The 21,613-nt window shown below is 43.4% G+C and carries 18 protein-coding genes; 6 read left to right on the top strand and 12 right to left on the bottom strand.

The features are described from left to right. The first annotated feature begins 203 nt into the window (after window positions 1-203). From ACQW03_RS21220 to ACQW03_RS21210, 3 genes are all read left to right on the top strand, one after another. Window positions 204-1,922 (top strand): NAD-dependent malic enzyme, encoded by a 1,719-nt coding sequence (locus ACQW03_RS21220; RefSeq protein ID WP_220029839.1) that lies wholly within the window; start codon window positions 204-206, stop codon window positions 1,920-1,922. A gap of 98 nt (window positions 1,923-2,020) precedes the next feature. Next, on the top strand, window positions 2,021-2,980 hold the full coding sequence (locus ACQW03_RS21215) for an AEC family transporter (protein WP_025718424.1): 960 nt from the start codon (window positions 2,021-2,023) through the stop codon (window positions 2,978-2,980). A 325-nt stretch (window positions 2,981-3,305) separates the two neighbouring features. Next, the gene (locus ACQW03_RS21210; protein ID WP_076292951.1) at window positions 3,306-5,069 is read left to right on the top strand and encodes a methyl-accepting chemotaxis protein; all 1,764 of its coding nucleotides are present in this window, start codon (window positions 3,306-3,308) and stop codon (window positions 5,067-5,069) included. Window positions 5,070-5,166: 97 nt separating this feature from the next. Here the strand turns inward: ACQW03_RS21210 and ACQW03_RS21205 are convergent, their stop codons facing one another. The 7 genes from ACQW03_RS21205 to ACQW03_RS21175 form a co-directional block, all read right to left on the bottom strand. Continuing rightward, window positions 5,167-6,216, bottom strand: coding sequence for a glycoside hydrolase family 53 protein (locus tag ACQW03_RS21205; protein WP_071641623.1), 1,050 nt, complete (start codon window positions 6,214-6,216; stop codon window positions 5,167-5,169). A 102-nt stretch (window positions 6,217-6,318) separates the two neighbouring features. Continuing rightward, a complete protein-coding gene (locus ACQW03_RS21200; RefSeq protein ID WP_441952453.1) occupies window positions 6,319-8,352 on the bottom strand; it encodes a beta-galactosidase in 2,034 nt (677 codons plus the stop codon). A gap of 82 nt (window positions 8,353-8,434) precedes the next feature. Next, the gene (locus ACQW03_RS21195; protein ID WP_023989359.1) at window positions 8,435-9,313 is read right to left on the bottom strand and encodes a carbohydrate ABC transporter permease; all 879 of its coding nucleotides are present in this window, start codon (window positions 9,311-9,313) and stop codon (window positions 8,435-8,437) included. Window positions 9,314-9,340: 27 nt separating this feature from the next. After that, on the bottom strand, window positions 9,341-10,231 hold the full coding sequence (locus ACQW03_RS21190) for an ABC transporter permease (RefSeq protein WP_025718416.1): 891 nt from the start codon (window positions 10,229-10,231) through the stop codon (window positions 9,341-9,343). Window positions 10,232-10,474: 243 nt separating this feature from the next. Continuing rightward, window positions 10,475-12,157 carry a sugar ABC transporter gene (locus tag ACQW03_RS21185; protein WP_441951601.1) on the bottom strand — a complete coding sequence of 561 codons (1,683 nt, stop codon included), beginning with the start codon at window positions 12,155-12,157 and terminating at the stop codon, window positions 10,475-10,477. A 120-nt stretch (window positions 12,158-12,277) separates the two neighbouring features. Next, entirely contained in the window at window positions 12,278-13,903 is a 1,626-nt protein-coding gene (locus ACQW03_RS21180) for a response regulator transcription factor (RefSeq protein WP_441951599.1), read from the bottom strand. Next, window positions 13,878-15,698, bottom strand: a complete 1,821-nt coding sequence (locus tag ACQW03_RS21175; RefSeq protein WP_441951597.1) for a sensor histidine kinase — start codon at window positions 15,696-15,698, stop codon at window positions 13,878-13,880. Before ACQW03_RS21175 ends, ACQW03_RS21180 begins: the two co-directional genes overlap by 26 nt. Window positions 15,699-15,812: 114 nt before the next feature. On the opposite strand from ACQW03_RS21175, the gene ACQW03_RS21170 reads away from it, so the two are divergent. Further along, window positions 15,813-15,965, top strand: coding sequence for a hypothetical protein (locus ACQW03_RS21170; protein ID WP_023989363.1), 153 nt, complete (start codon window positions 15,813-15,815; stop codon window positions 15,963-15,965). Window positions 15,966-15,970: 5 nt separating this feature from the next. Here ACQW03_RS21170 and ACQW03_RS21165 read toward each other — a convergent pair whose 3' ends face one another. Further along, window positions 15,971-16,408: a NucA/NucB deoxyribonuclease domain-containing protein gene (locus ACQW03_RS21165; RefSeq protein ID WP_071641631.1), complete on the bottom strand. Its 438-nt coding sequence runs from the start codon at window positions 16,406-16,408 to the stop codon at window positions 15,971-15,973. A gap of 140 nt (window positions 16,409-16,548) precedes the next feature. Between ACQW03_RS21165 and ACQW03_RS21160 the strand changes: the two genes are divergently transcribed. Together ACQW03_RS21160 and ACQW03_RS21155 are read left to right on the top strand one after the other, a co-directional pair. Beyond that, window positions 16,549-16,743 carry a hypothetical protein gene (locus ACQW03_RS21160; protein ID WP_013310963.1) on the top strand — a complete coding sequence of 65 codons (195 nt, stop codon included), beginning with the start codon at window positions 16,549-16,551 and terminating at the stop codon, window positions 16,741-16,743. Between the two features lie 387 nt (window positions 16,744-17,130). Then, on the top strand, window positions 17,131-17,433 hold the full coding sequence (locus ACQW03_RS21155) for a hypothetical protein (RefSeq protein ID WP_013310964.1): 303 nt from the start codon (window positions 17,131-17,133) through the stop codon (window positions 17,431-17,433). A 69-nt stretch (window positions 17,434-17,502) separates the two neighbouring features. On the opposite strand, the gene ACQW03_RS21150 is transcribed toward ACQW03_RS21155, so the two are convergent. From ACQW03_RS21150 to ACQW03_RS21135, 4 genes are all read right to left on the bottom strand, one after another. Continuing rightward, a complete protein-coding gene (locus ACQW03_RS21150) occupies window positions 17,503-19,389 on the bottom strand; it encodes an Ig-like domain-containing protein (protein WP_441951594.1) in 1,887 nt (628 codons plus the stop codon). 120 nt (window positions 19,390-19,509) lie between these two features. After that, a complete protein-coding gene (locus ACQW03_RS21145) occupies window positions 19,510-19,932 on the bottom strand; it encodes a hypothetical protein (RefSeq protein ID WP_076292945.1) in 423 nt (140 codons plus the stop codon). 16 nt (window positions 19,933-19,948) lie between these two features. Then, entirely contained in the window at window positions 19,949-20,617 is a 669-nt protein-coding gene (locus ACQW03_RS21140) for a uracil-DNA glycosylase (protein ID WP_071641636.1), read from the bottom strand. 259 nt (window positions 20,618-20,876) lie between these two features. Further along, entirely contained in the window at window positions 20,877-21,539 is a 663-nt protein-coding gene (locus ACQW03_RS21135; RefSeq protein ID WP_025718398.1) for an S-layer homology domain-containing protein, read from the bottom strand. Window positions 21,540-21,613: the final 74 nt, after the last annotated feature.

The raw sequence follows: 21,613 nt of genomic DNA, 5'->3' as shown, positions 1-21,613 counted from the left end.
AAAATATTATGAAAATTAAATGAAATTTTCATTCAAAAAACATTGAAAATCGCTTTCATTTTCATATTTTTTCTTATGTAAACACTTATATAACCATTTTTCACACAACATACTTGTTCACTTGGTTTAAAATAAGGCGTATACTTGTCACGAATTGTTCAAGGATTAATTAAATGTAATTTTTTAGAAAGAAGGAATTGGAAATGCGTGCTTTTCATTTTACGGAAGACGGATCTATCGAAACTAAATTAACCGGAAAAGATCTACTTGCCAACCCGCTGCTGAATAAAGGAGTGGCTTTTACCCTGGAAGAACGGAAACAGCTTGGACTTGACGGTCTCCTTCCTCCTACGATATTAACTATTGAGGAGCAGGTTCAACGGGTTTACGAGCAATTTCAGAGCCAACCGGATAATTTGCGTAAAAATGTTGCGTTAAATGATCTTTTTAATCGGAATACGGTCCTTTATTATCGTTTGCTCTCTGAGCACCTAAGCGAAATGCTCCCGATTGTTTATACACCAACAGTAGGCCAGGCTATACAGGAATACAGTCATGAATATCACAAGCCAGGCGGTATGTATTTATCTATTGATAATCTGGCGGGTGTTGAAGAGGCTTTTAAGAATTTGAACCTAGGCCCTGATGATATCGACCTGATCGTAGCCACAGATTCCGAGAGTATTTTGGGAATTGGGGACTGGGGAGTCGGAGGTATTAATATCTCTATTGGTAAGCTTGCTGTGTATACAGCTGCTGCTGGTATAGATCCTAGCCGAGTACTGGCAGTTGTTCTTGATGCAGGTACAAACAACGAGAAGCTATTGGAAGATCCTTTATATATGGGGAATCGTCATAAACGTGTACGCGGAGAACAATATGACCAATTTATTGACACTTATGTTCAAGCTGCACTTTCCTTTTTCCCGAATGCCCTGCTGCACTGGGAAGATCTCGGCAATGTCAACGCACGGAACATTATCAATAAATATGGAGATAGTATTTTGACTTTTAATGACGATATTCAAGGTACTGGAGCGGTTACACTCGCAGGTGTGATGTCCGGTGTTCAATTGTCTGGAATCCCACTGAGCAAGCATCGGGTTCTAGTTTTTGGCCCAGGAGCTGCTGGAATCGGCAATGCAGACCAAATTAGCGCAGCCATGATGCTGGAAGGACTGTCAGAAGCAGAAGCAAGACGTAACTTCTGGGCTTATGATTACCGCGGCCTGCTTACCAATGAAACAGAAGGACTTTTTCCATTCCAAGTCCCTTATGTGCGTGATGTTGCAGAATGCCGTGACTGGGAACATGCTGAGGATGGCAAAATCTCACTGCTTGAAGTCATTCGCCGCGTAAAACCGACGATTATGATCGGTACTTCTGGTGTTACTGGGGCATTTAGTGAGGAAATCGTTAAAGAAATGGCCAAGCATACAGAACGTCCTATTATTATGCCTATGTCCAACCCGACTCCACTGGCAGAAGCAACTCCGCAAGATTTGATCCACTGGACCGAAGGAAAAGCCCTCATTGCAACAGGAAGTCCTTTTGAGCCGGTGATCTATAACAATATTAAGTTTGAAATTGGGCAATCTAACAATGCTTTCGTGTTCCCGGGTCTTGGTCTTGGCGCAATCGTGGTGAAATCCAAAATTATAACAGATAGCATGTTTGCAGCAGCTGCCCATGCAGTAGCTCAAATGGTTGATTTGTCACAGCCTGGTGCTTCCCTGTTGCCAAAAATCAGCGAGCTACGAGAAGTATCTGAAGCGGTAGCCTTGGCTGTAGCTAAGGCTGCAGTTCAGGATAGAGTAGCGCGTCATCAACCGGACGATATCGCACAAGCGGTTCGAGATGCGATGTGGGACTGCAAATATAAACCAATCAAACAATATGGTCAGGAAGCGGTCCTGGTTTAAAAAATAGCGACAACATCAAATTTGTACTTGCATACGCAAAGTGATTATTTAACTGATGTCCGCCATTTTTGGCGGACATCTTCATTGGAGGCGACATCATGGCTACAGGTCATATTTTTATTATCTTAATTCCTATTTTCTTTGTCATTTTAATTGGTTATTTCGCAGGATTGTTTAAAGCTTTTAACCCTGCTTCTTCTAAGGGATTAAATACACTCGTGACGAAGTTTGCTCTACCTGCACACTTGTTTATTGGTATTACGACGACACCAAGAGAGACATTGATTCAAAAGTGGCCCTTTCTTGTGGCTTTGCTACTTGGTGTAATCGGCTTTTATATTGTATTGCTCATTGTTTATCGCTTAATTGCCAAAAAAGGCCTGACTGAATCCTCCATGTTCGCATTGAATTCAACACAGCCTTCTTTTGCATTCATGGGAATTCCGGTTCTGGGAAGCTTGTTCGGAAGTGCGGCAGTCGCCATCCCGATTGCGATTACTGGGATCGTCGTTAATGCCATTCTTGATCCGCTTGCAAGTATTTTGGGAACGGTCGGCCAGCGCAAAACAACAGAATCCGACGGTACTAAAGGCAACTTATTTAAAGTCACTATGAAATCAGTCCTTCATGGACTCAGCGAGCCGCTTGCCTGCGTACCCTTGTTTGGTGTCGTATTGACTCTATGTGGATTCCACGCTCCGAAACTTTTGCAATCCATGTTTGATCAAATCGGCAATATTACTGCTGGTACAGCCCTATTTGCCATTGGGGTAACCATTGGTATCAAAAAGATTACGTTCAGTCCAAAAGCACTTAGCATCGCTGTACTGAAAGCCATCGTGATGCCTATTGTTATGCTCGGTATTGCTGTTCTGATAGGACTATCCCATGAGGATGTAACCAAAGCTGTACTGCTTGTCGCTTTTCCCGGCTCGGCTGTGGCCGCTATGATTGCTACCCGTTATGAAACACTGGAAACGGAAGCTGCATCTGCATTTGTCATTAGCTCAGTCTTATCGCTCATTTCACTACCCTTGCTCATTTCACTTCTTTTATAAGGGACAGAAACTTAAGAACCCTTAATGCAATCCAGGTATTTATAGATATAAAGCATACCCGTCCGCTCTGATTTATCTTATTTTTTAAATATTGTTTGAACAATAAAGTGATTTAGTAAGATTATTTGGAAAAACAATATAAAATCCAGTTTTGCCGACAAGCGGCGGTCCCATCGTTTCATTCACTAGGGGGCCGCCGTTCTTTTTGAATAACCTTCTTCTCTCCCTTTTAATAAATACCTAACATTTAGAAAGCAAATTGTCGAAATATATATGGGGTAGGTTGTATATGAAACTAAATTGCTAATTCAAAGGAGAAGAAAACGTGAAAAACTTGAAGTGGAGAACTATGTCCTTTTTTGGTAAAAATCTATTAATCTCTTTTCTTAACATCGTATTAATAGGTGCTATTCTCATCACATCCAGCTATATACTTCAAAAGAACATCCTCACCACGCAGCTGCAAGACCAAGTTAAAGTATTGACTAAAAAATGGGCAGAAGATGTTGACAAAACAAAAGTACAACAAGCATTAAGCGAAAAAGATTATAACGGTTCTGCTCAACAGGATTTACGCAAATTCCTAGATTCTATCCACACCTTTTATCCTAATGTTGCCCAAGCTTACATATTTGGCACAGAACTAACAGAAGGAAATCAAACTTCCATTATTGGCGTTCCCACAAATTTAGTCCAAGCTTTCCAAAACGCGAAGTTGGATATTGGGGATATGTACACTCTTCCTGACGAAAACGCACAAGCTGTAAATGAAATGCTTCAATCCAATAATTCATCATTGAGCAGCTTTTACTCGGACGAATATGGTACATGGACTACCATTGTTTACCCAATTACAGATGAAAGCGGTAAAATCACAAGTGCGATATACTTTGACGTAGACGCGAGCTCTGTACCTACTGGACTTCATAAATTGCTTGTATATGGTGTGTCATTGCTCATTCTGTTCCTTGCAATCTTCTTAACGATCCAATATTTATTGGTAAAACGGACCCTATCCCCGATTCGTAGCTTGATGAAGGGAATTGAGGAAGTCAGCGAGGGTAATCTGAATGTAAAAATCAAGACAGGCGAGGACGACCTTGGCATTATCAATCAAAAATTCAATTCTATGATCAAACGCCTTAACGATACAATGGTGAAAGTACAGGATACGACACAAGAAGTTACGGGATCTGCCCAAGAATTGTTAAGCATTAGCGAGAAAAACAGTACGAATACGAACGTCATTAACAGCAATATTCAAGAAATAACCCAGGGACTTGAAGCTCAGGATCACGCAGCACTTGAAAGCTCCAGATCTATGAATGAAATGTCGACAGTTATCCAAACGATTGCCGAAAGCTCCTCTTCCGTAGCCGATCAAGCTTATTCTATGGAAAAACGCTCCGTTGAAGGCAATCAGGTAGCCCAAAAGCTTTCCGCTCAAATGGACTCCATCTCCACTACAATGGAAAGTACAGCTGATTCCGTTAATGCGCTGCAGAACCGTTCTAACGAAATCAGTAATATCGTCAGTATCATTACAGGCATTGCCAGTCAAACGAATCTGCTTGCACTGAACGCTTCTATCGAAGCTGCCAGAGTCGGTGAAGAGGGCAAAGGTTTTGCAGTCGTAGCGGGAGAAGTGCGTAATTTGGCTGAGCAGTCTCAAGAGTCTGCTAAACAAATTGCAGAGCTCATTGAAGAAATCCAAAGAGAAATTGAGCAGACTGTAAAAGGCATCAGCCTTGGTACAAAAGAAGTTCACATTGGGCTGGAAGTCACGAAGCAGACAGGCGAAATGTTTTCTGAAATTTTAGATGCGTCTAATAAAGTGTCGTCACAAATTCAGGAAGTATCCAGCGCAACGGAGCAGATCTCGGCCAGCACACAGGAAATGTCAGCTACCTCTGAAGAGCTGTCTTCGACAGTTAGCAAAACAGTCGGCAGCAGCAAACAAATCGAGCATACCATTGGAGAACAGGCTGAGTCTATGGCTTCTATTGTCCAAGCTTCTGACAAGCTTACATTGATGTCCGGGGAGCTGGAAGAGCTCATTTCGTTCTTCAAGGTGAACCGGGAAGCCTAATCCTATAGCCTTCAAGTAACTCTAGATAACAATAAAGAACCTCTAGTCTGCATAGAATGCGAACTAGAGGTTCTTTGATATGTTCTTACATACTTCTTTAGTTTAGAAATCCTTCCAAAGCTGAGGTTGGCTTACCGTCAGCCTGCCAAGCACCTTTGTTATAACCTTGATTGTAACCTGGAGTTGCAGCCGGCTCCCAATAAAATACCCCTGTGCCTTTGCCTCCGATGTTCCGAACCTTCGTTTTGATTGCAGAAATAAATGCCTTGGAAGCTGCTGGTTCATTATATTCCATCCCGATTTCACTGATGACAATGCCTTTGCCGTATTTTGCAATGAGGTTATTGGCATTGGTAATCGTCTGATCCACCTTGCCCTGCCAGTCAGAAGGAGACGGATACAGAGACAGCCCGATGAGATCAAACTGAGCTCCATTATCAATCAGCCCGCCGATATTCCAGTTCAACACGGAACCGTTATCCCCGTTGGCTAAATGTACTATCGTTTTAGTACTGCTGCTTACCGATTTTACAGCATTATTACCTGTATTAACGAGCCAGGCATAGTTTTTCATGTTCACCGAAGCTTTGCCGTCTTCCCAGAGCATTCCGTTGTTCGTCTCATTACCGATCTGCACCCAGTCCGGTGTTACCCCCTTGCTTTTCATCGTGTTCATAACATAGACCGTATGAGACCAGACTGCATCCATGAGTTGTGTAAAAGTGAAATTGCGCCACGCATAAGGTTTGTTCTGTTGCCCTGGATCTGCCCAGGAATCACTATAATGTAGAGTCAGCATCACGCTCATACCCAATTTTTTAGCTCGCTGCGCCAGTTCTGCTGCCTTTTCGGCATTCATGTATCCGCTTGCATAATCTTTCATGTCAGGGTTTACCCACACACGGATACGTACCGAGTTGATCTGATAGTCATCTCGCAAAATTTGCAGTATATCTCGACGAACACCCTTTTTATCCTTCCAAGTCATACCTTGCGCTTCCATTCCTGCTACCCAGCTTATATCTGCTCCTTTGGCGAAAGCAGGGGCGGCCGAAGCCGCACCCAACCCTACAGAGCCGAACGGATACAATAAGCTGGACAGCAAGATCAACATCGCAAATACCATCGTGCGGTTACCTGTTTTCATAAGTCATCTCCCATCCGAATTGTATACTGCTCATTGCCTCTGACCCATCTACCATTTCCCTCACTCGGGAAAACGACAGAGACCACACTTTAATATCATGTTCTATTTATTGCGCTCTGTCTTTAAAACCTTAACAGTGTAGGCATCCAATTGAACGCTACCATCTTCTATCGCATGATTTTCAAGCATATCCGCATAAGTTCGTCCATCCAACGTAATCTTTTGCGACTCATGCGTGAAATTCAGTATAAAAATATAATCATGAACCCCATCGGTACGAATCCCCGTATTCACTCCATGAGGCAACTTCACATTGAGCGCTTTACTGATTCCTGCATCATCAATTAAACTTCTGTAAAAATGACTGTGAAACAGTCCGGTGTTGCGTGATGCGATGTAATAAGCCTTTCCCTCTCCCAAACGGTTCACCGTCAAAGCCGGGCGTCCTGCATAAAAGTCTGAGCCGTACACAGCCAGTACCTCTGCACCCTCCGTATGAATGAGATCACACAATTCTACAGCTTCATACTCCCCTTGCAGATCCAGCTCATTGCCTTCAACCGGCAAAATGTGATTACGGTCATGATCATGCAACCCGTCAATCTCTTCCGACCAGATCCCCAGCGTCTTACGAAGCGGCCCCGGAAAGCCTCCAAGGAAGCACAAATCATGTTCATCTACGATACCAGACCAATAGGTTGCTACGAAAACGCCACCGTTTTCAACAAACTTCTGTATACGCTCCCCCACACCGCTGCGGACCATATACAACATCGGAGCTACCAAAAGTTTGTATTTGGAGAAATCTGCATCCATATGAATGACATCTACAGGTACACCCTGCTCCCAAAGTGCCAAATAATGCGCTTCAGCTGTCTCTTCATATTTCACACCTTTGTTGCGTGGTCCCTGTGAATCGTTGATTCCCCAACGGTTCTCCCAGTCAAAAATGACTGCGGCCTCCGCCGGTACCGATGTACCGATAACCTCCTCCAGTTTTTCCAGCGCATTGCCGACCTCTGTCACATCTCCAAATACACGGGTGTGCTCATGTCCGACATGATCGACAACCGCACCATGCAGCTTTTCACTCGAACCGCGGCTTTTCCGCCACTGAAAATATTGAACGGTGTCTGACCCGTGTGCCACAGCCTGTAAAGACGATAGCAGATGCATTCCTGGTCGCTTCAGCTTGCTTACGTCTTGCCAGTTCGTCAAACTCGGTGTACTCTCCATGAGCATCCAAGGCTTGCCTCCCTTGATTGAACGAATAATATCGTGCATCATGGCCACTTTAGCAGCCTGACGGCTATCATCTCCCTCACGGTCATGCCACGTTGGGTAACTATCCCAGGATATAACATCGAGCAGATCAGCAAACTTCCAGTAATTCAACCCTTCAAAAAACTCCATTAAATTGGTTGTGACCGGAATTGCTGGATTTGCAGCCTTGAGCGGCACAATCTCATGTTTGATAAAATCTGCCGTCTGATCGGTCACAAACCGTCTCCAGTCCAAATTCAGGGCATGGACCTGTGTTTCACCGTGAGGTGCCGGGGACTCAACTTGACTCCAATCCGTAATCGTATGACTCCAAAAGGTCGTCCACCATGCGTGATTAAGCTTGTCCAGCGTACCGTATTTATCCTTGACCCAAGCACGAAATGCCTCCTGACAATAATCACAGTGGCAATCTCCACCAAATTCATTGGAAATATGCCAGCCAATCACAGCAGGATGGTTAGCATAACGCTCGGCTAGCTTCGTGTTCATGATACGTACTTTTTCCCGGTAAACAGGCGATGTAGCACAGTGATTATGGCGAAACCCATGCAGGTTACGGACACGGTTAGCCTCCACACGCAGCACCTCAGGATATTTTTGTGACATCCAGGCTGGTCTTGCTCCACTAGGAGTGGCCAAAAATGCATAGATTCCGTTCTCAGCAAACGAATCCAGAATACGATCCAGCCAATCAAACGTAAATACACCTTCCTCAGGCTCCAATGAAACCCATGAGAAAATGCCGACAGACATCACGTTGCATTTGGCTAGTTTCATTAGACGGATATCCTCCGCTAACACCTCAGGATAATGCTGCCATTGCTCCGGGTTATAGTCCGCTCCATGCAGCATACGTGGAACTCGCTCACTAATGGGAGGGTACTTGATTATGTGTTGCTTCGTCACTACAAATCATCTCCTTCTATTAATTCTGTTACTCTTTGACGGAACCTAACGTCATACCTTTAACAAAATACTTTTGTAAAAATGGATATACAATGAGAATAGGCGCTGCACCAATGAAAATTTGCGCAGCATTAACGGTCGTTTGAGAAAGTAATTCCATCTCTTTGGGACTCATGCTCATGGAACTCATGTCCTTCTGAATAATTACAGTTTGCAGGAACGTCGCCAGCGGATAGTCCTTTGCATTGCTCAAATAGAGCAGACCGTCAAACCAGGAGTTCCAATGAAATACCATACTAAACAGCGCAATCGTGGCAATGGAAGGCAGGGATATCGGTAAAAAGATACTAAACAATGTCCGAAAATGTCCTGCTCCGTCGATCAATGCGGCCTCTTCCATCTCTTTAGGAATTCCTCTAAAAAAGTTCAACATAAGGATGACCAGAAATGTGTTGACCGCTCCTGGCAAAACAAGTACCCAGAAGCTGTCCATAAGATGGATCTTTTGAATAACCATATAGAATGGAACCAGACCACCGTTAAAAATCATGCTGAATACGAACAACCATGAATATACGTTTCTGCTACGGAACACAGATGTTTCCTTTGAAAGTGGATAAGCAGCTAAAAAGGTAATAAGCAGTGTCAAGCCGGTTCCCAATACAGTCCGACAGACAGAAATCCAGATGGAGTGCAGAAAAATCGGGTTATTCATCGTCTTCTTATAGGCTTCTAATGAAAATTGCACCGGCCACAGTCCAACCAGATTGGCATCTGCTGCTGATTTAGCACTAAATGATACCGCCAACACATGAATCAGCGGAACGATACACATGATGGACAAAATCACAAGCAAGCAAATGTTGAACACATTGAAGATGCGATATGGCGTTGTTTTATGATACATGACTCTCCCTCTTTCAGCCTCGTGGAATCAAAATATGCGATAACCTGCCCATTTGTAAGCAAGTCGATAAGATATCAGAATGAGAATCATACTAATAACGGATTTGAACAAGCCGATTGCGGTGGCAAAGCCCATTTCCCCATTGATTAACGCTGTCCGGTAGACGAATGTATCAATAATATCGCCTTTTTGGTAAACCAGCGGATTATAAAGGTTGAAAATCTGGTCAAAACCGGCATTCAGTACATTGCCAAGTGCAAGTGTTCCAACAACAACTACCATCGGAATTAACGAAGGTACCGTGATGTGCAGCGTCTGTCTCCAGCGGCTCGCTCCATCCATTTCAGAAGCCTCATACAACGAAGGATTAATACCCGCCAGTGCAGCAAGAAATACGATGGTGTTGTATCCGAACTCCTTCCATATATCCGATACAATGACAGTAAACCTAAACCAGTTATTTTCTCCCAGAAAAAAGATAGGCTGAATCCCGAAACTACCGAGAATACGATTCATAAATCCATCTGTAGCCAACAGGTCAATCAGAATTCCGCCCAAGATGACCCACGAAAGAAAGTGTGGCAGATAAACCAGTGTCTGAATGGATCGCTGAAGGCCGACCTTGCGAATTTCATTCAGCAGTATAGCAAAAACAAACGGAACCACCAGATTGAAAAACATCTTTAACACAGCAATAATTAGTGTATTCCAGACAACTTGAAGACTGTCCTCCCGTTGAAACAAAAAGCGGAAGTTATCCAGTCCAACCCACTCGGAACCAGTTATGCCTAGCCAAGGTTTGTAATTTTGAAAGGCCATCACGATGCCGCCCATCGGAATGTAGCTGAATACAATTAAGAAAATGATGGCTGGCAGCAGCATGATATGAAATGGCCACGTACGTTGCAGACTTCTCATTGCAGTTCCTCCTGTAACTCTCATGGTATACTTCAATTATAAAAGCGTTTTCGCTGTCCCAACAGTTCAAAAAACCAACATACATGGCACAAAAGCAATCATTTTTTAAGCACGCCAAACGAATGAAACTTTTTTCACACACATCATAATAGCGCATTCATTTCCACTCAATCCTGATAAAGCTGTAGTAAAAAGGCTGTCCACCTTGGGACAGCCCTCCTAGTCTATTACAACATCATGATTTTACTTTTCGACGCTTTTATACCATTCGTTTACTTCATTTGTAATTTGTTCGCCACCAGCTGTTTTCCACGTCTGTACAAAGGTATCAAAAGCAGAGATCGGCTGCTTGCCATAAATAATTTCATTGAAAGTCTGACTTTCAATCTTATCCAGATAGTCCTTTTTAGCCTTCATGGTTGGAGTAGTAGGGCCCGTGAACTGATCTTTCATGGAGATATCCTTTTGTTCCATAAGCACTTTGGCAGCTGCGGGAGTATCTTTCCCGTAATTCACCATTACATCTTTCTCCAGACGGGTCTTGGGTTCTGCGCCGTTAGCCAAACTTAATAAAGCCTTCATTTGGGCATCAGGTATACGCGCACCATCACGAACTAGCAAATAACGAAAAGAGTTTACATAACCGCCTGGTATTTTATCGATAGACATTAGCTTTCCGCCCGCATCCAAATCATAATCGTAGCCCTTAAACAGCCCATTCGACAAATCACCGTCCGGTTTAGCATTAGCATAATGGTCAAACAAATAATTTTGATAAGTGAAAAAAGCTTCAGGATGCTGCATTTGTTTGTTGATTAGTACAACACCATTGGTGTATTGCGTTCCGTGACGCATGGCTTTGTTGTCAGGACCCGCTGGAATCTTGATCGGCTTCCATACGGCACCCGGCGCATTTTTGACTGTATCCTTAAGCGGCCAGCCGCTCATCCAATATGGCCCAGGAATCATACCGGCTATGCCTGCGATTGTAGGTTCTGACGTTTTATTTTCATCCCACAATGCTGCTTCCTGAGGGATGTATCCCTTTTTGAGCCACTCGCTCAGCTTTTGCAAACCCGGCTTCATGCCAGGCTGCACGGAGCCATATTCCAAACTGCCATTCGTGCCTTTGTTCCATTGCTGAGGTAGAGTGCCATATGCCCCGAAAATCCAGGACGGGTCACCCATCCAAGTGTTCATGGATGTTTTGAAACCGATGCTGAGCGGAATCACTTTGTTCGGAGCCAGTCCGTCCGGATTTTTATTTTTAAAGGCATCCATCACTTTTTCCAGATCATCCATCGTCTCTGGAGCCTTCATACCCAGCTTATCCAACCAATCTTGTCGTACCCACAATACATAATCATGGTTATAGGCAAAATCAAGCACAGGAATACCCATTTTTTTGCCATCTCGGCTATACTGATTCCATACGTTCGTATCTTGATTCATCGCCTGCTTCCAGGTATCCGAAGCGTACTTGTCAAACAACGGACCAGCCTCTGCAAACATACCAGAATCGATCATGTCCTGTGCCAGTTGCTCATTCTCCGTCCCCAATACAACGACGTCCGGCATCTCCTGACCGGAGGACATAGCCAATCGCAGCTTCGTAGCAAATGCGCCATTCGTATCTGTGACGGACCAGAGTGATTTGATATTAATACCGAATTTCTCTTTAGCCCATTTTGTCGCAATGTTATTTTCGATAGATTCACCATTTTTAAATTTCAAGGCGGGATCTACACCCCATACCGTGGAAATTGTGACTTCTGGATTGTATTTTTCTTTGTATACGTTTTCAGTTTTAGCTGCGCTGTCCGCAATCCCATCATTTCCCGATCCTGAGCAGCCCACAAGGCCAACTCCTAATACCATAGTTGCGGCGAGCAACGACAACAACTTTTTTTTCGAATGAACTCGCATATTGTTCCCCCTCTAAAAATCATTTTCTACTCTTTTATTATAAGAGGGCTTTTCTTCGCAGCCTATGTCACAAAATAAATATTTCTGCACCTTTCCCAACTGATCTTTACTCATCTCATTTTACTGGTCCCGAAATTCATGCGGAGTCATTCCGTAATGCTTTTTGAACATCTTACTGAAATATTGGGGATTCTGATAGCCCAGTTCCGTCGTAATTTCGTATATTTTTTTGTTGGAATATTTAAGCAAATAAAGAGCCCGCTCCATTCTCATTCGGATAATATAGTCACCCAGACCTTCTCCGGTTTCAGCTTTATAAATTTTAGACAGATAGACTGGATGAAGATAAACCTGATCAGCAATCGTCTTAACAGACAGCTCCTGACCTTTATCCTGGGAGATGAGCTCCTGAACCTGCTTGACCACATAGCTTTTAGCGCTTTGCTCGCTTGCGGACCATTCAGATTTAAGTTTGTTCATCATGGAAAGTATCCACTCTTTGAGGTGGAGAAACGAATGAACCATTTTCTGCGCATGTAACGGATCGAAGCCTACTTGATCCATCTGTGTAATAAAACGTCCTTGTTTGTGCGCTGTATACATAAAGGCGCTCGTCACCGAAATAAACAGCTCATATAAATGCTCGCGTGTATATCCCACCTCTTCCATTTTTCCAAATACACGGTTCACTTTCGCTTCGGCCTCTTCCCATTGCCTGGACTCTAGCAGATGAGTAAGCGTAGGATGCATATAAAGCCCCTCCAGTGACTTAACTGAGCTGTGTGGCTGTTCTGTCTGTTCTTCTATGAATAGCAGTGTATCCGTCTCCTCCTGATGGTTCCAGTATAAGGATCTAATCGCTGTCTGATATAGCTTAGGCAGCTCCTCTGGAAAATTAAACCATCCGGTTAATGCAACGTAAATTTCCCCTTTCAAGTAATTGCTCACATTTTTTTGAAAATTCTCAATCGCCGCACTCAGAAAACGATTCTGCTCATCCACACTCCGTTCAGGAAATGAATTCCAATTCCCTTCTATTAATACAATTAAGCAGTCATGCGGCGCTTTGCAATGCCATACGTGAAAATCAGGTGCGAATACTTCTTCGGCAATATTTCCAATCGCATATTCAATTAAGGAGACTGAATGATAGTCCATATCAGAAAAATGCTTCCCTAGCTGAATAAGCAGCATACTGGCAGGATGTCCCGTGCGTAGCTTGATTTCGTACTCGGACATTTTGCTCTCTACTTTTGGTACTGGAAAATCACGCCCGAGTAGCAAATCATGCATCAAATGGGTCCGCAGTACACCAAAATCGTTTCTGCGGCTATATTGTAATTGATGAACCTTGTCAAATGCTTCCCATTCTTCCTTTAGCGAATCCATGGCGGCTGACACACATTTGATAAATTCTTCATCATCCACCGGCTTTAAAATGTAATCAAAAGCCTTAAGCTGGAGCGCTTTTTTAGCATATTCAAAATCGGCATAGCCTGTCAGTAACAAACTTCGGATATGTGGCCATCGTTCGTTTACCTCAACAATCAACTCCAGTCCCGTCATGCCAGGCATACGAATATCCGTAACCAGAATATCAATATCGTACGCTTCCAGCACATCCACCGCTGCTAGTGCGGAAGCCGCTTGATGAACCCTCTCGATGCCTAGCGTCTCCCACGGAATGGTAGCTGCCAGACTTTCTGTTACATAACTCTCATCATCTACTAGTAATATCTGAACCATCTGGACCCTCCGTTTTAACTATATTCGAATTTGGCGAAGGCTCAATTAAACCATTCGCATGCTCTTCTTCTGTTGAGATCGACCATTTTAAAACTGCACGTAATCCTCCCAATGGAGACAAAGAGAATTCCAGCCCTGCATCCTCCCCAAAATGTAATCGCATGCGTTGATGCACATTCCACAAACCGTATCCATGATCCTCTTCCACAGGCTTGTCAAGCGTTGACGTCAGGGCAGTTATAGCCTCTCTACTCAAACCGAGCCCGTTATCATCCACAATCAGGTACATATACGAGCCAACACGCTCGGTTAAAATATGAATTATACCATCCTCCGCTTGAGGCTCTATCCCGTGCAGCACCGCATTTTCCACCAGTGGCTGCACTACAAGCGGCGGAATCAGTAGATTGCTGGCTTGTGAAGAAACATGAATTAAGAACGTTAGCCTCGGCATACGCATCTGCTGTATGTTCAGATAATATTGAACAAACTCGACTTCTTCTGACAATGGAACCAAATCCCGCTCCTGTCTTGTCGTATACCGATAATACCTGGATAAATTATGAGCCATGGCAACAACCGCCTCATGATTGCGCAGCTTTGCCATACTTGTAATAAATGAAAAACAATTATAAAAAAAATGCGGATTGATTTGTGACTGGAGCTGCTTTAGTCGCGCTTCCTTGACATGTAGCTGCTCAACATACACCTTCTCAAACAGCTCCTGAATCTGTTCGACCATCAGATTAAATTGACTAGACAGGAAAGCAAATTCGTGACTCCCCCTTAGACTTAATCGAACAGCATAGTCTCCATCCTTTAGGCTCCGAAATGCCCGCACAAGCTGAAGAATCGGCACTTGTACCTGTGAATGAAGCAAGTAAGCGCCAATCAAGCCTACCAGCAGCGAGCCAACAACCGTTATATAAAACAGTCGATTCGATGAGTAAATCGGAGACATCATATCGGACAAAGGCATGTAATCAATCAAATACCAACCAGTCGTTTGCGAAAGAACGGCATGAACCAGGTAGCTTTCTTCTCCAATTTTCACGGTCAGATTATCAACTTCATGGAGTCCCATTTTTTCCAATTTAGAAATCAGCTTTCCAGACAGCTCTTCATTTGCAGTACGATTAAAGATCACTCCTACGCCTTTTTTATAATAAAAAGGCTCCTTTCGTCCATCACCTTTGAAGCGGTCAAGCATGTCCTGAATATTACTGCTGTCAAATTCAACCTTAATAATCGTGTTAGCGGTTTCTGGATTACCAAGTGAAGAAAACGGGGATAATGTATACAATGAAAATATAAATTGGTCTTTCCCGTATGATCTTTTTTTGGATACCTGCCAGCCGTCTTTTATCAGCTGATTTAGTTTTTTCTGGTCATATAAACCTGCTCCATTCTCCGATACAACCCGTCCAAGCGAAGGAGAATAGATACTCAGCCCGGTTCTCCAATTAGAAGAGCTTTCCTGAAGCCCGAGCTTGGTTTGAATCCGTTTGACAAGGTTAATTCCATCCAGATTGAGAACCTTGTCCTTCAAAAAAATCGCTTGAAAACTGGCTACATCGGGATCATGAATCAGCAGATGCGGCCAGGAGGAAATCATTTCAATATTCGTATTCACCTGGTTTTGAAAAAAAGTCAGCTGATTATAATTAGATTGATTCAGCTCCTCACGTAATACACCTGTCGTTGTCTGATTAGAATAGACATACAGGATCAGCATAGGTATAAGCAATACGATAACGATGGAGACGATTTTAGTATAAAAATTAAATTTAAACATGAGTTCTACACATCCTCTGCACATAAAACAGGCATACTTAAATGGTATGCCAGAGCCCTGACCTTCGTTGCCGTCAGTACATACTATACATTATCAATGGTTGGCGGTGATAATATGTTTGATGCTAAGCAAATGGAATGGTTTAACCAACTATCCGCTGAAGACTTGGCCATTTTAGGTGCCGGCTTCAATACACTAGGTGATTTTTTTGATTTTCTGGCGTTGATTAAGGCCAGACAGGAAACAGCCCAAGGTAATAAAAAGTAATAGCACTATTTCACAACAAATTTCACACGAGTTCCATCCTCATACTCATCCAATTGGTGACTGACCCATGATCCTGCCCCACGATTATCCTTAGGAGCTATGTATTTGATATTTGCACCTTTGCCACCTTCTAAGCACATAGCCATCGGCCATTCGTCACGATCGTATCCTTTACGAGTGGGAACACCTGCAAGCGAATGCTTGCGATTTTGCTCGGCTCCTTCACGGTCAATTGTGCATACCGGAGATTTTCCCGCCTGAATGGCTTCCTTTATATGCTGCGCCGTTTCAGGGTAACGACCTGACGGGAATTGCAGCGTAACCTGAGCCGATGAAGGCGGGTTCTCTCCTGTCATTTTCGTAAGAAGATTGCCTCCTTCAAACCAATACGCGCCCAAAGCTAGCAGCAGTAAAGCTATAAAACTTAGCAATTTTTTCTTCAATTTTCCTCTTCCCTTCAAGCTATTCCAGTAGATGCCTTCAATTAAGTTAATCCCCGGATTTTATTTTTTGTAACCCCTTACTGACTATAAAAAAAGGTTGAATATTCGACGACAAATAGTATAGAGAGGAGGTTGTACGAATGAACGATGAGATCAAACTGGCCGTGAGCCAAATGCAAGCCGTTGTAATCCGGTTACTGAATGGAAGTACCGTAATTGGCTGGCCTAAGCTCCTATCTGACCAAGAAACTCAGCAATTCAAGCTCTATGATGACGAACACGTATATACGATTTCCGTTAATGACGTGGATACAGTCGCAAGAGTTATTGTATAAGATACAGGAAGCGACTTAATGAGACATCCAGCGGACAAGCCCAAACAAGGCACACCACAGGAGAAGACTGATCAGAATCCCCCAAAATAAACCTTTAAAAAGCTTCATACCATACTGACAACCTTTCCGACTGGGCTTTTTCCCCATTATAACATGTCAGAAAGACAGCTGTCGCAGCTTGCTCTTATATCATCTTCGTACCATATATATTAATTTTTAAAATCACGACACAAAGAAAAAAATGAAATAATTCCGAAAATTAGGCCTGATCACCAGTGAAAATGCAATCATGACATAATAAAAGTCACATTTTAATCAAAATTTAATGAAAGTTTTCCGAAAATGATGTATAATTATTGACATAACAAAACGCACGAGGTGATCATCATGGCATTATTAAACAGAGTTCATGAATTAAAATTGCAACTGCCTAACGAGCATCATAGCATTTCCCAATACGTGGAGCATGCATTGCATTCGATTGACAGTTTTGTGGAGCAACATCGTCAATTTATAGCCGCTCAGGCTCTATACGGTGAAAAAATCAATGGTACGGAAGAAAGACTGTTCCGAGACACAATTTCTGAGATTAAAGCCCAACTGGTAGCTACTTTGGAAAAGACAGTTGAAGACTTCGCACACAAAGGCGATAAGCACTGGAAAAATCATTATCAGGACGGCGTAGAATAAGCTGAAAATAACCCCCGGTCTTTGGACCGGGGGTTATTTTGTATAAGTGGATGTGGCAATATGCGTAGACTATTTTAACACTCTGGCCGATGTCGCTACAGTCTTACCACCATAGACTACTTTGATACTGGAACTTCCGGTATCAATCGCCTTCACCTGACCGCCAGTAACCTGTACGATCGACGGTTTGGAAGATGTCCATACCGCTGAGCTTGTCACATTAGTAGTAGCGCCTGAATCATAAACTGCATTCACACTAAGCACTTGAGAGGAGCCTTTAGGCAGCTTCAGGTTTTTATTGCTCAATACCAGTTTGAGCAGCTTAGGTGTGACCTTGATCTCAACGTTAAACGACTTATCCTGATATGTGCCCGTAATCGTTGCTGTTCCAATTCCAACGGCTTTAATGGAAGAGCCTTTTACGATCGCTACGGAAGCATTCGATGATGTCCATTTCACTTTACTGCTCAGCGTAGCTTTTTTACCATCCGTATATATGCCGATGACTTTGATGGACTTACTTCCTTTCAAATTCATATCAGCACTCGAAAAGCTTGGTGTCAATGTAGACATGGCTCCTTCCACAATGACAGGTACTTTCACATATTTGTTCATATACATAGCCTTGATTCCAGAGTTACCGCCACTCACCGCTTTTACTTTACCATTTGCTACTGTTACTGCGGCTGTTGTACCTACCCAGCTTACCTGACTGGTAACATCCAGGATTCCGCCACCAGCCATGTGTGCTTTTACTGTCGGAATACTTGCTTCTTGGCCTGCAACCAATACATATTTTTTCTCAGAAGCTGTCAGCTTGAGCACTTTGTATTGCACAGTCACTGGAATATCCAGTTTGAGCGCACCTACCGTTGCTGTCAATGTTGCACTGCCTGGGTTCACTGCAATCAGCTTATCATTTGCTATTTTAACTGCACTTTCACTGCTTAAGCTCCATTTTACATCGGATTGAACTGCTTTTTTTGCTCCATTGACCAAATAAGCAGATATACTCGGAAGAGAAGTTTTGCCTCCTGTTTCGAGAGTCAGACTGGCTTTGCTTGAAACCAGTTTTTCAACCGTTGGAAGTACATTAATCTTCAGAGTCTTGCTCAAACCGTGATAGGACGCTGTAATCGTCGAATTGCCTGCATCCATCGGTGTGATTTTACCTTGCTCGACTGTGGCAACCAACGGATTGGAGGAAGTCCATTCTGCCGTGTTGGTCACATCTGTCTTGCCACCAGTCAGGTTGACATCGGTTGCACTAACCTGAATTGGGGAGCTACCCAGAAAGACCGATTTGGACCCAGTTGCATTCAATACTAATGCCTGAGAAGAAGAACGCACATACACAATCGTTTGTGCTTTGAGTTCATCTTTGCTTGCTTTAATGTAAGTCACGCCTTTGGCAAGTGGACGAACCAGACCATCTTCAACGGTAGCAACAGCCGCATTCGAAGAAGTCCATTCGACACCGGATACATTTTCCGTCCCACCTCCAGTAAGTACACCTTGAGCAGTTAGTTGCTTTGATTCTCCACCAATCGTCAAATTAATGGGACTAGACGGATTTAATTGCAGCTTGCTGTAAGGCGATTTTACTGTAATCGTTGTACTTACCGTTTGCTGTTCATATGTGGCAACAATCTTAATTTGCCCTTTTGACACAGGAGTAATAAGTCCCTTATCTACCTTTAAAATGCTTGAATCCCCAGAGATCCATTCTGCCTTTTGTGTAACATCTTCTTTGCCCTTTTCTGTCAATGACCACACTTTTAATTGAGCGGGGCTTCCACCCAGATTCAATGTAGTCGGATTTTGACTGTCCCACTGTACCGTGGAGGTCGTGCTCTCCTCAGCCCGGATCAAACCCGCTGGCCATGCTGCAAATACAAACATCAGCAAAGCAAGTAAGAAGGTACTCCGTTTGCTCATACGTTTCATACGCTCCATTCGTTTCTCTCCCTTAGTTTCATCTCTATAAAATAGGATATAATTAACAATCCCATTACTTTTATCGGTTAGTAGCTAACTAAATTGAACCCTTCATCAAAAAAAGGTGAATAATTACAGTTAAAGTTCTCCACGCAGTGACCTTACCACAAACAGATGCTCTTCTTTAGATAAGGCTTGTCCATCTTCAAGAATTACATCGTGTGCCGAGTGACTAACCAGCTTTACATTATAAGCGATCAGATGATCCTCTCTCCAAATCGTCACCGCCGACTGAAAATGAATGGCATTATCAAACTGTAACGGAACGCTCATTACATAACCGATAGCGTTCAGCTTCGCCGGATGGCGGCTTCTACGCTCACGCCCCGGAGGAAGCATGGTAATATGCGTAATATTTTCAAAAGGAATAGCCAGCATTTTCGGGCCTAAAATAACACACTTTCGTATATCATCCCATTTTTCAAGCGTGCCGCGCACCTTCTGGGTATGACCGTTGTTGCCGTGATATAAAATGACCTGACGTCCCTTCCACTGACGCATGTCCTCACCTCCAGTGCTAGCGGTTAGGAATCTCCCACCGAATCGGCTCCATTCCATGCTCCTGCAAAAATGCATTGGTACGCGAAAAAGGCTTGCTGCCAAAAAAGCCTCTGTGAGCCGCCAATGGACTCGGATGAACGGATTTCAGCACCAAATGCTTGCTGGTATTCACGAAGCTTGCTTTTTTCTGAGCATGGCTCCCCCACAAAATAAACACTGCTGGCTGCTCGCGCTCATTAATCGCTTCAATGACAGCATCCGTGAAACGTTCCCAACCTATTCCCTGGTGAGATTGCGGTTGTCCTTCACGCACGGTTAACACGTTGTTTAGCAGCAGCACACCTTGCTCAGCCCAAGGCACGAGGTATCCCTGATTCGGAATGGGAGTGCCGATATCATCGCGAAGCTCCTTGTATATATTTAGTAAAGATGGCGGTGTTCGCACACCAGGTCTAACAGAAAAGCTCAAACCGTGAGCTTGTCCCTCTCCATGATATGGATCCTGTCCCAATATAACCGCTTTGGTCAGATGAAATGGCGTTAATTTGAGTGCGGAAAACAAGTCTTCTTTTGGAGGATATACCTTATGTAACTTGTACTCTCGGGCTAACGTATACCTTAATTCATTAAAGTATGGCTTTTCGACCTCTTCTCGTAGTACATCATCCCAGTCATTCTCAAACATACCCCTGTCTCCTCTCAATATGTAGATCTGTGAAAACGGTAAGCTTTTTGATCCAAAAAAATAAGCTGAACTCCTCATCCGGAGCCAGCTTATTTATTCGTTACCTGTGTTATATGCCGAAGGACCAGGAAAATATCCTTACGGTAATCAGCTACCGCAGGTCTAAATTCGATTTCCTTATTATAACATTAACGATAATGATGTCAAGTAACTGAAAGCTTAATTCCCTCAGAAGAAAAGCTCTTTATTGCTGTATTTATTACGATTTTGTATGAGCATTCAGGTATTCCAATGCATTATATAACATAACAGCAGCTTCGGCACGTGTAATCTCGCTTTTTGGATGAAACTTTTCACTTGCATCCAAGGTATTGACCTTGTAGACTAGCGAGCGTTGAATACTACCTTGGTAAGAAGGCTCCAGTTCGCTGTCATCCGCTATATTCGCAGGTGCGATTTTAATCATCGGAAGAGCGCCTGCTTTTTCCATGCCCTGAATCAACATGTGGGTGAACTCTTCCTTAGTCAGGGTTTTTGAAGGAACGATATCTTTTGGAATCTCTACACCATTATAATGCGCGTTGATAAAGGCTTCGGCATACCATGCAGTATCCTTAACATGGGTAAACAGTCCGCTGGCCTGTGGCGCCTTATTAAAATCAATAGCGGCCAAACTAAGCTGGAGTCCGCCGGAGATCAACTGAATGCCCTGAGCAGCGGTGACTTTAGATGACGGGAGAAACTGCGTGTCAGAGGCACCTTTGAGCAGACCCTGATCTTTAAGGGATATAATTTTTTCTTTGCCGCTTACATTGTCCAAATCCTTGAATTGACGGTCTGCCGCAGACATTTGACCTCCAACGGAGAAGGACAAAATGGCTACAGTTGTAATGGCTGCAAATGCACTTTTTCTCATATTCATGTAAGTTCCACCTTGTAGTTGAATTAGGCCGCTTGGCCATTAACAACTTCATTGACGTAGTATAAGCTGGAAAG

It is taken from the genome of Paenibacillus sp. DRB1-1 (assembly GCF_052119485.1).
GTDB lineage: Bacteria > Bacillota > Bacilli > Paenibacillales > Paenibacillaceae > Paenibacillus > Paenibacillus polymyxa_B.
The sequence above is the reverse complement of the archived record's forward strand: the minus strand, read 5'-3'. Positions and strand labels throughout refer to the sequence as shown.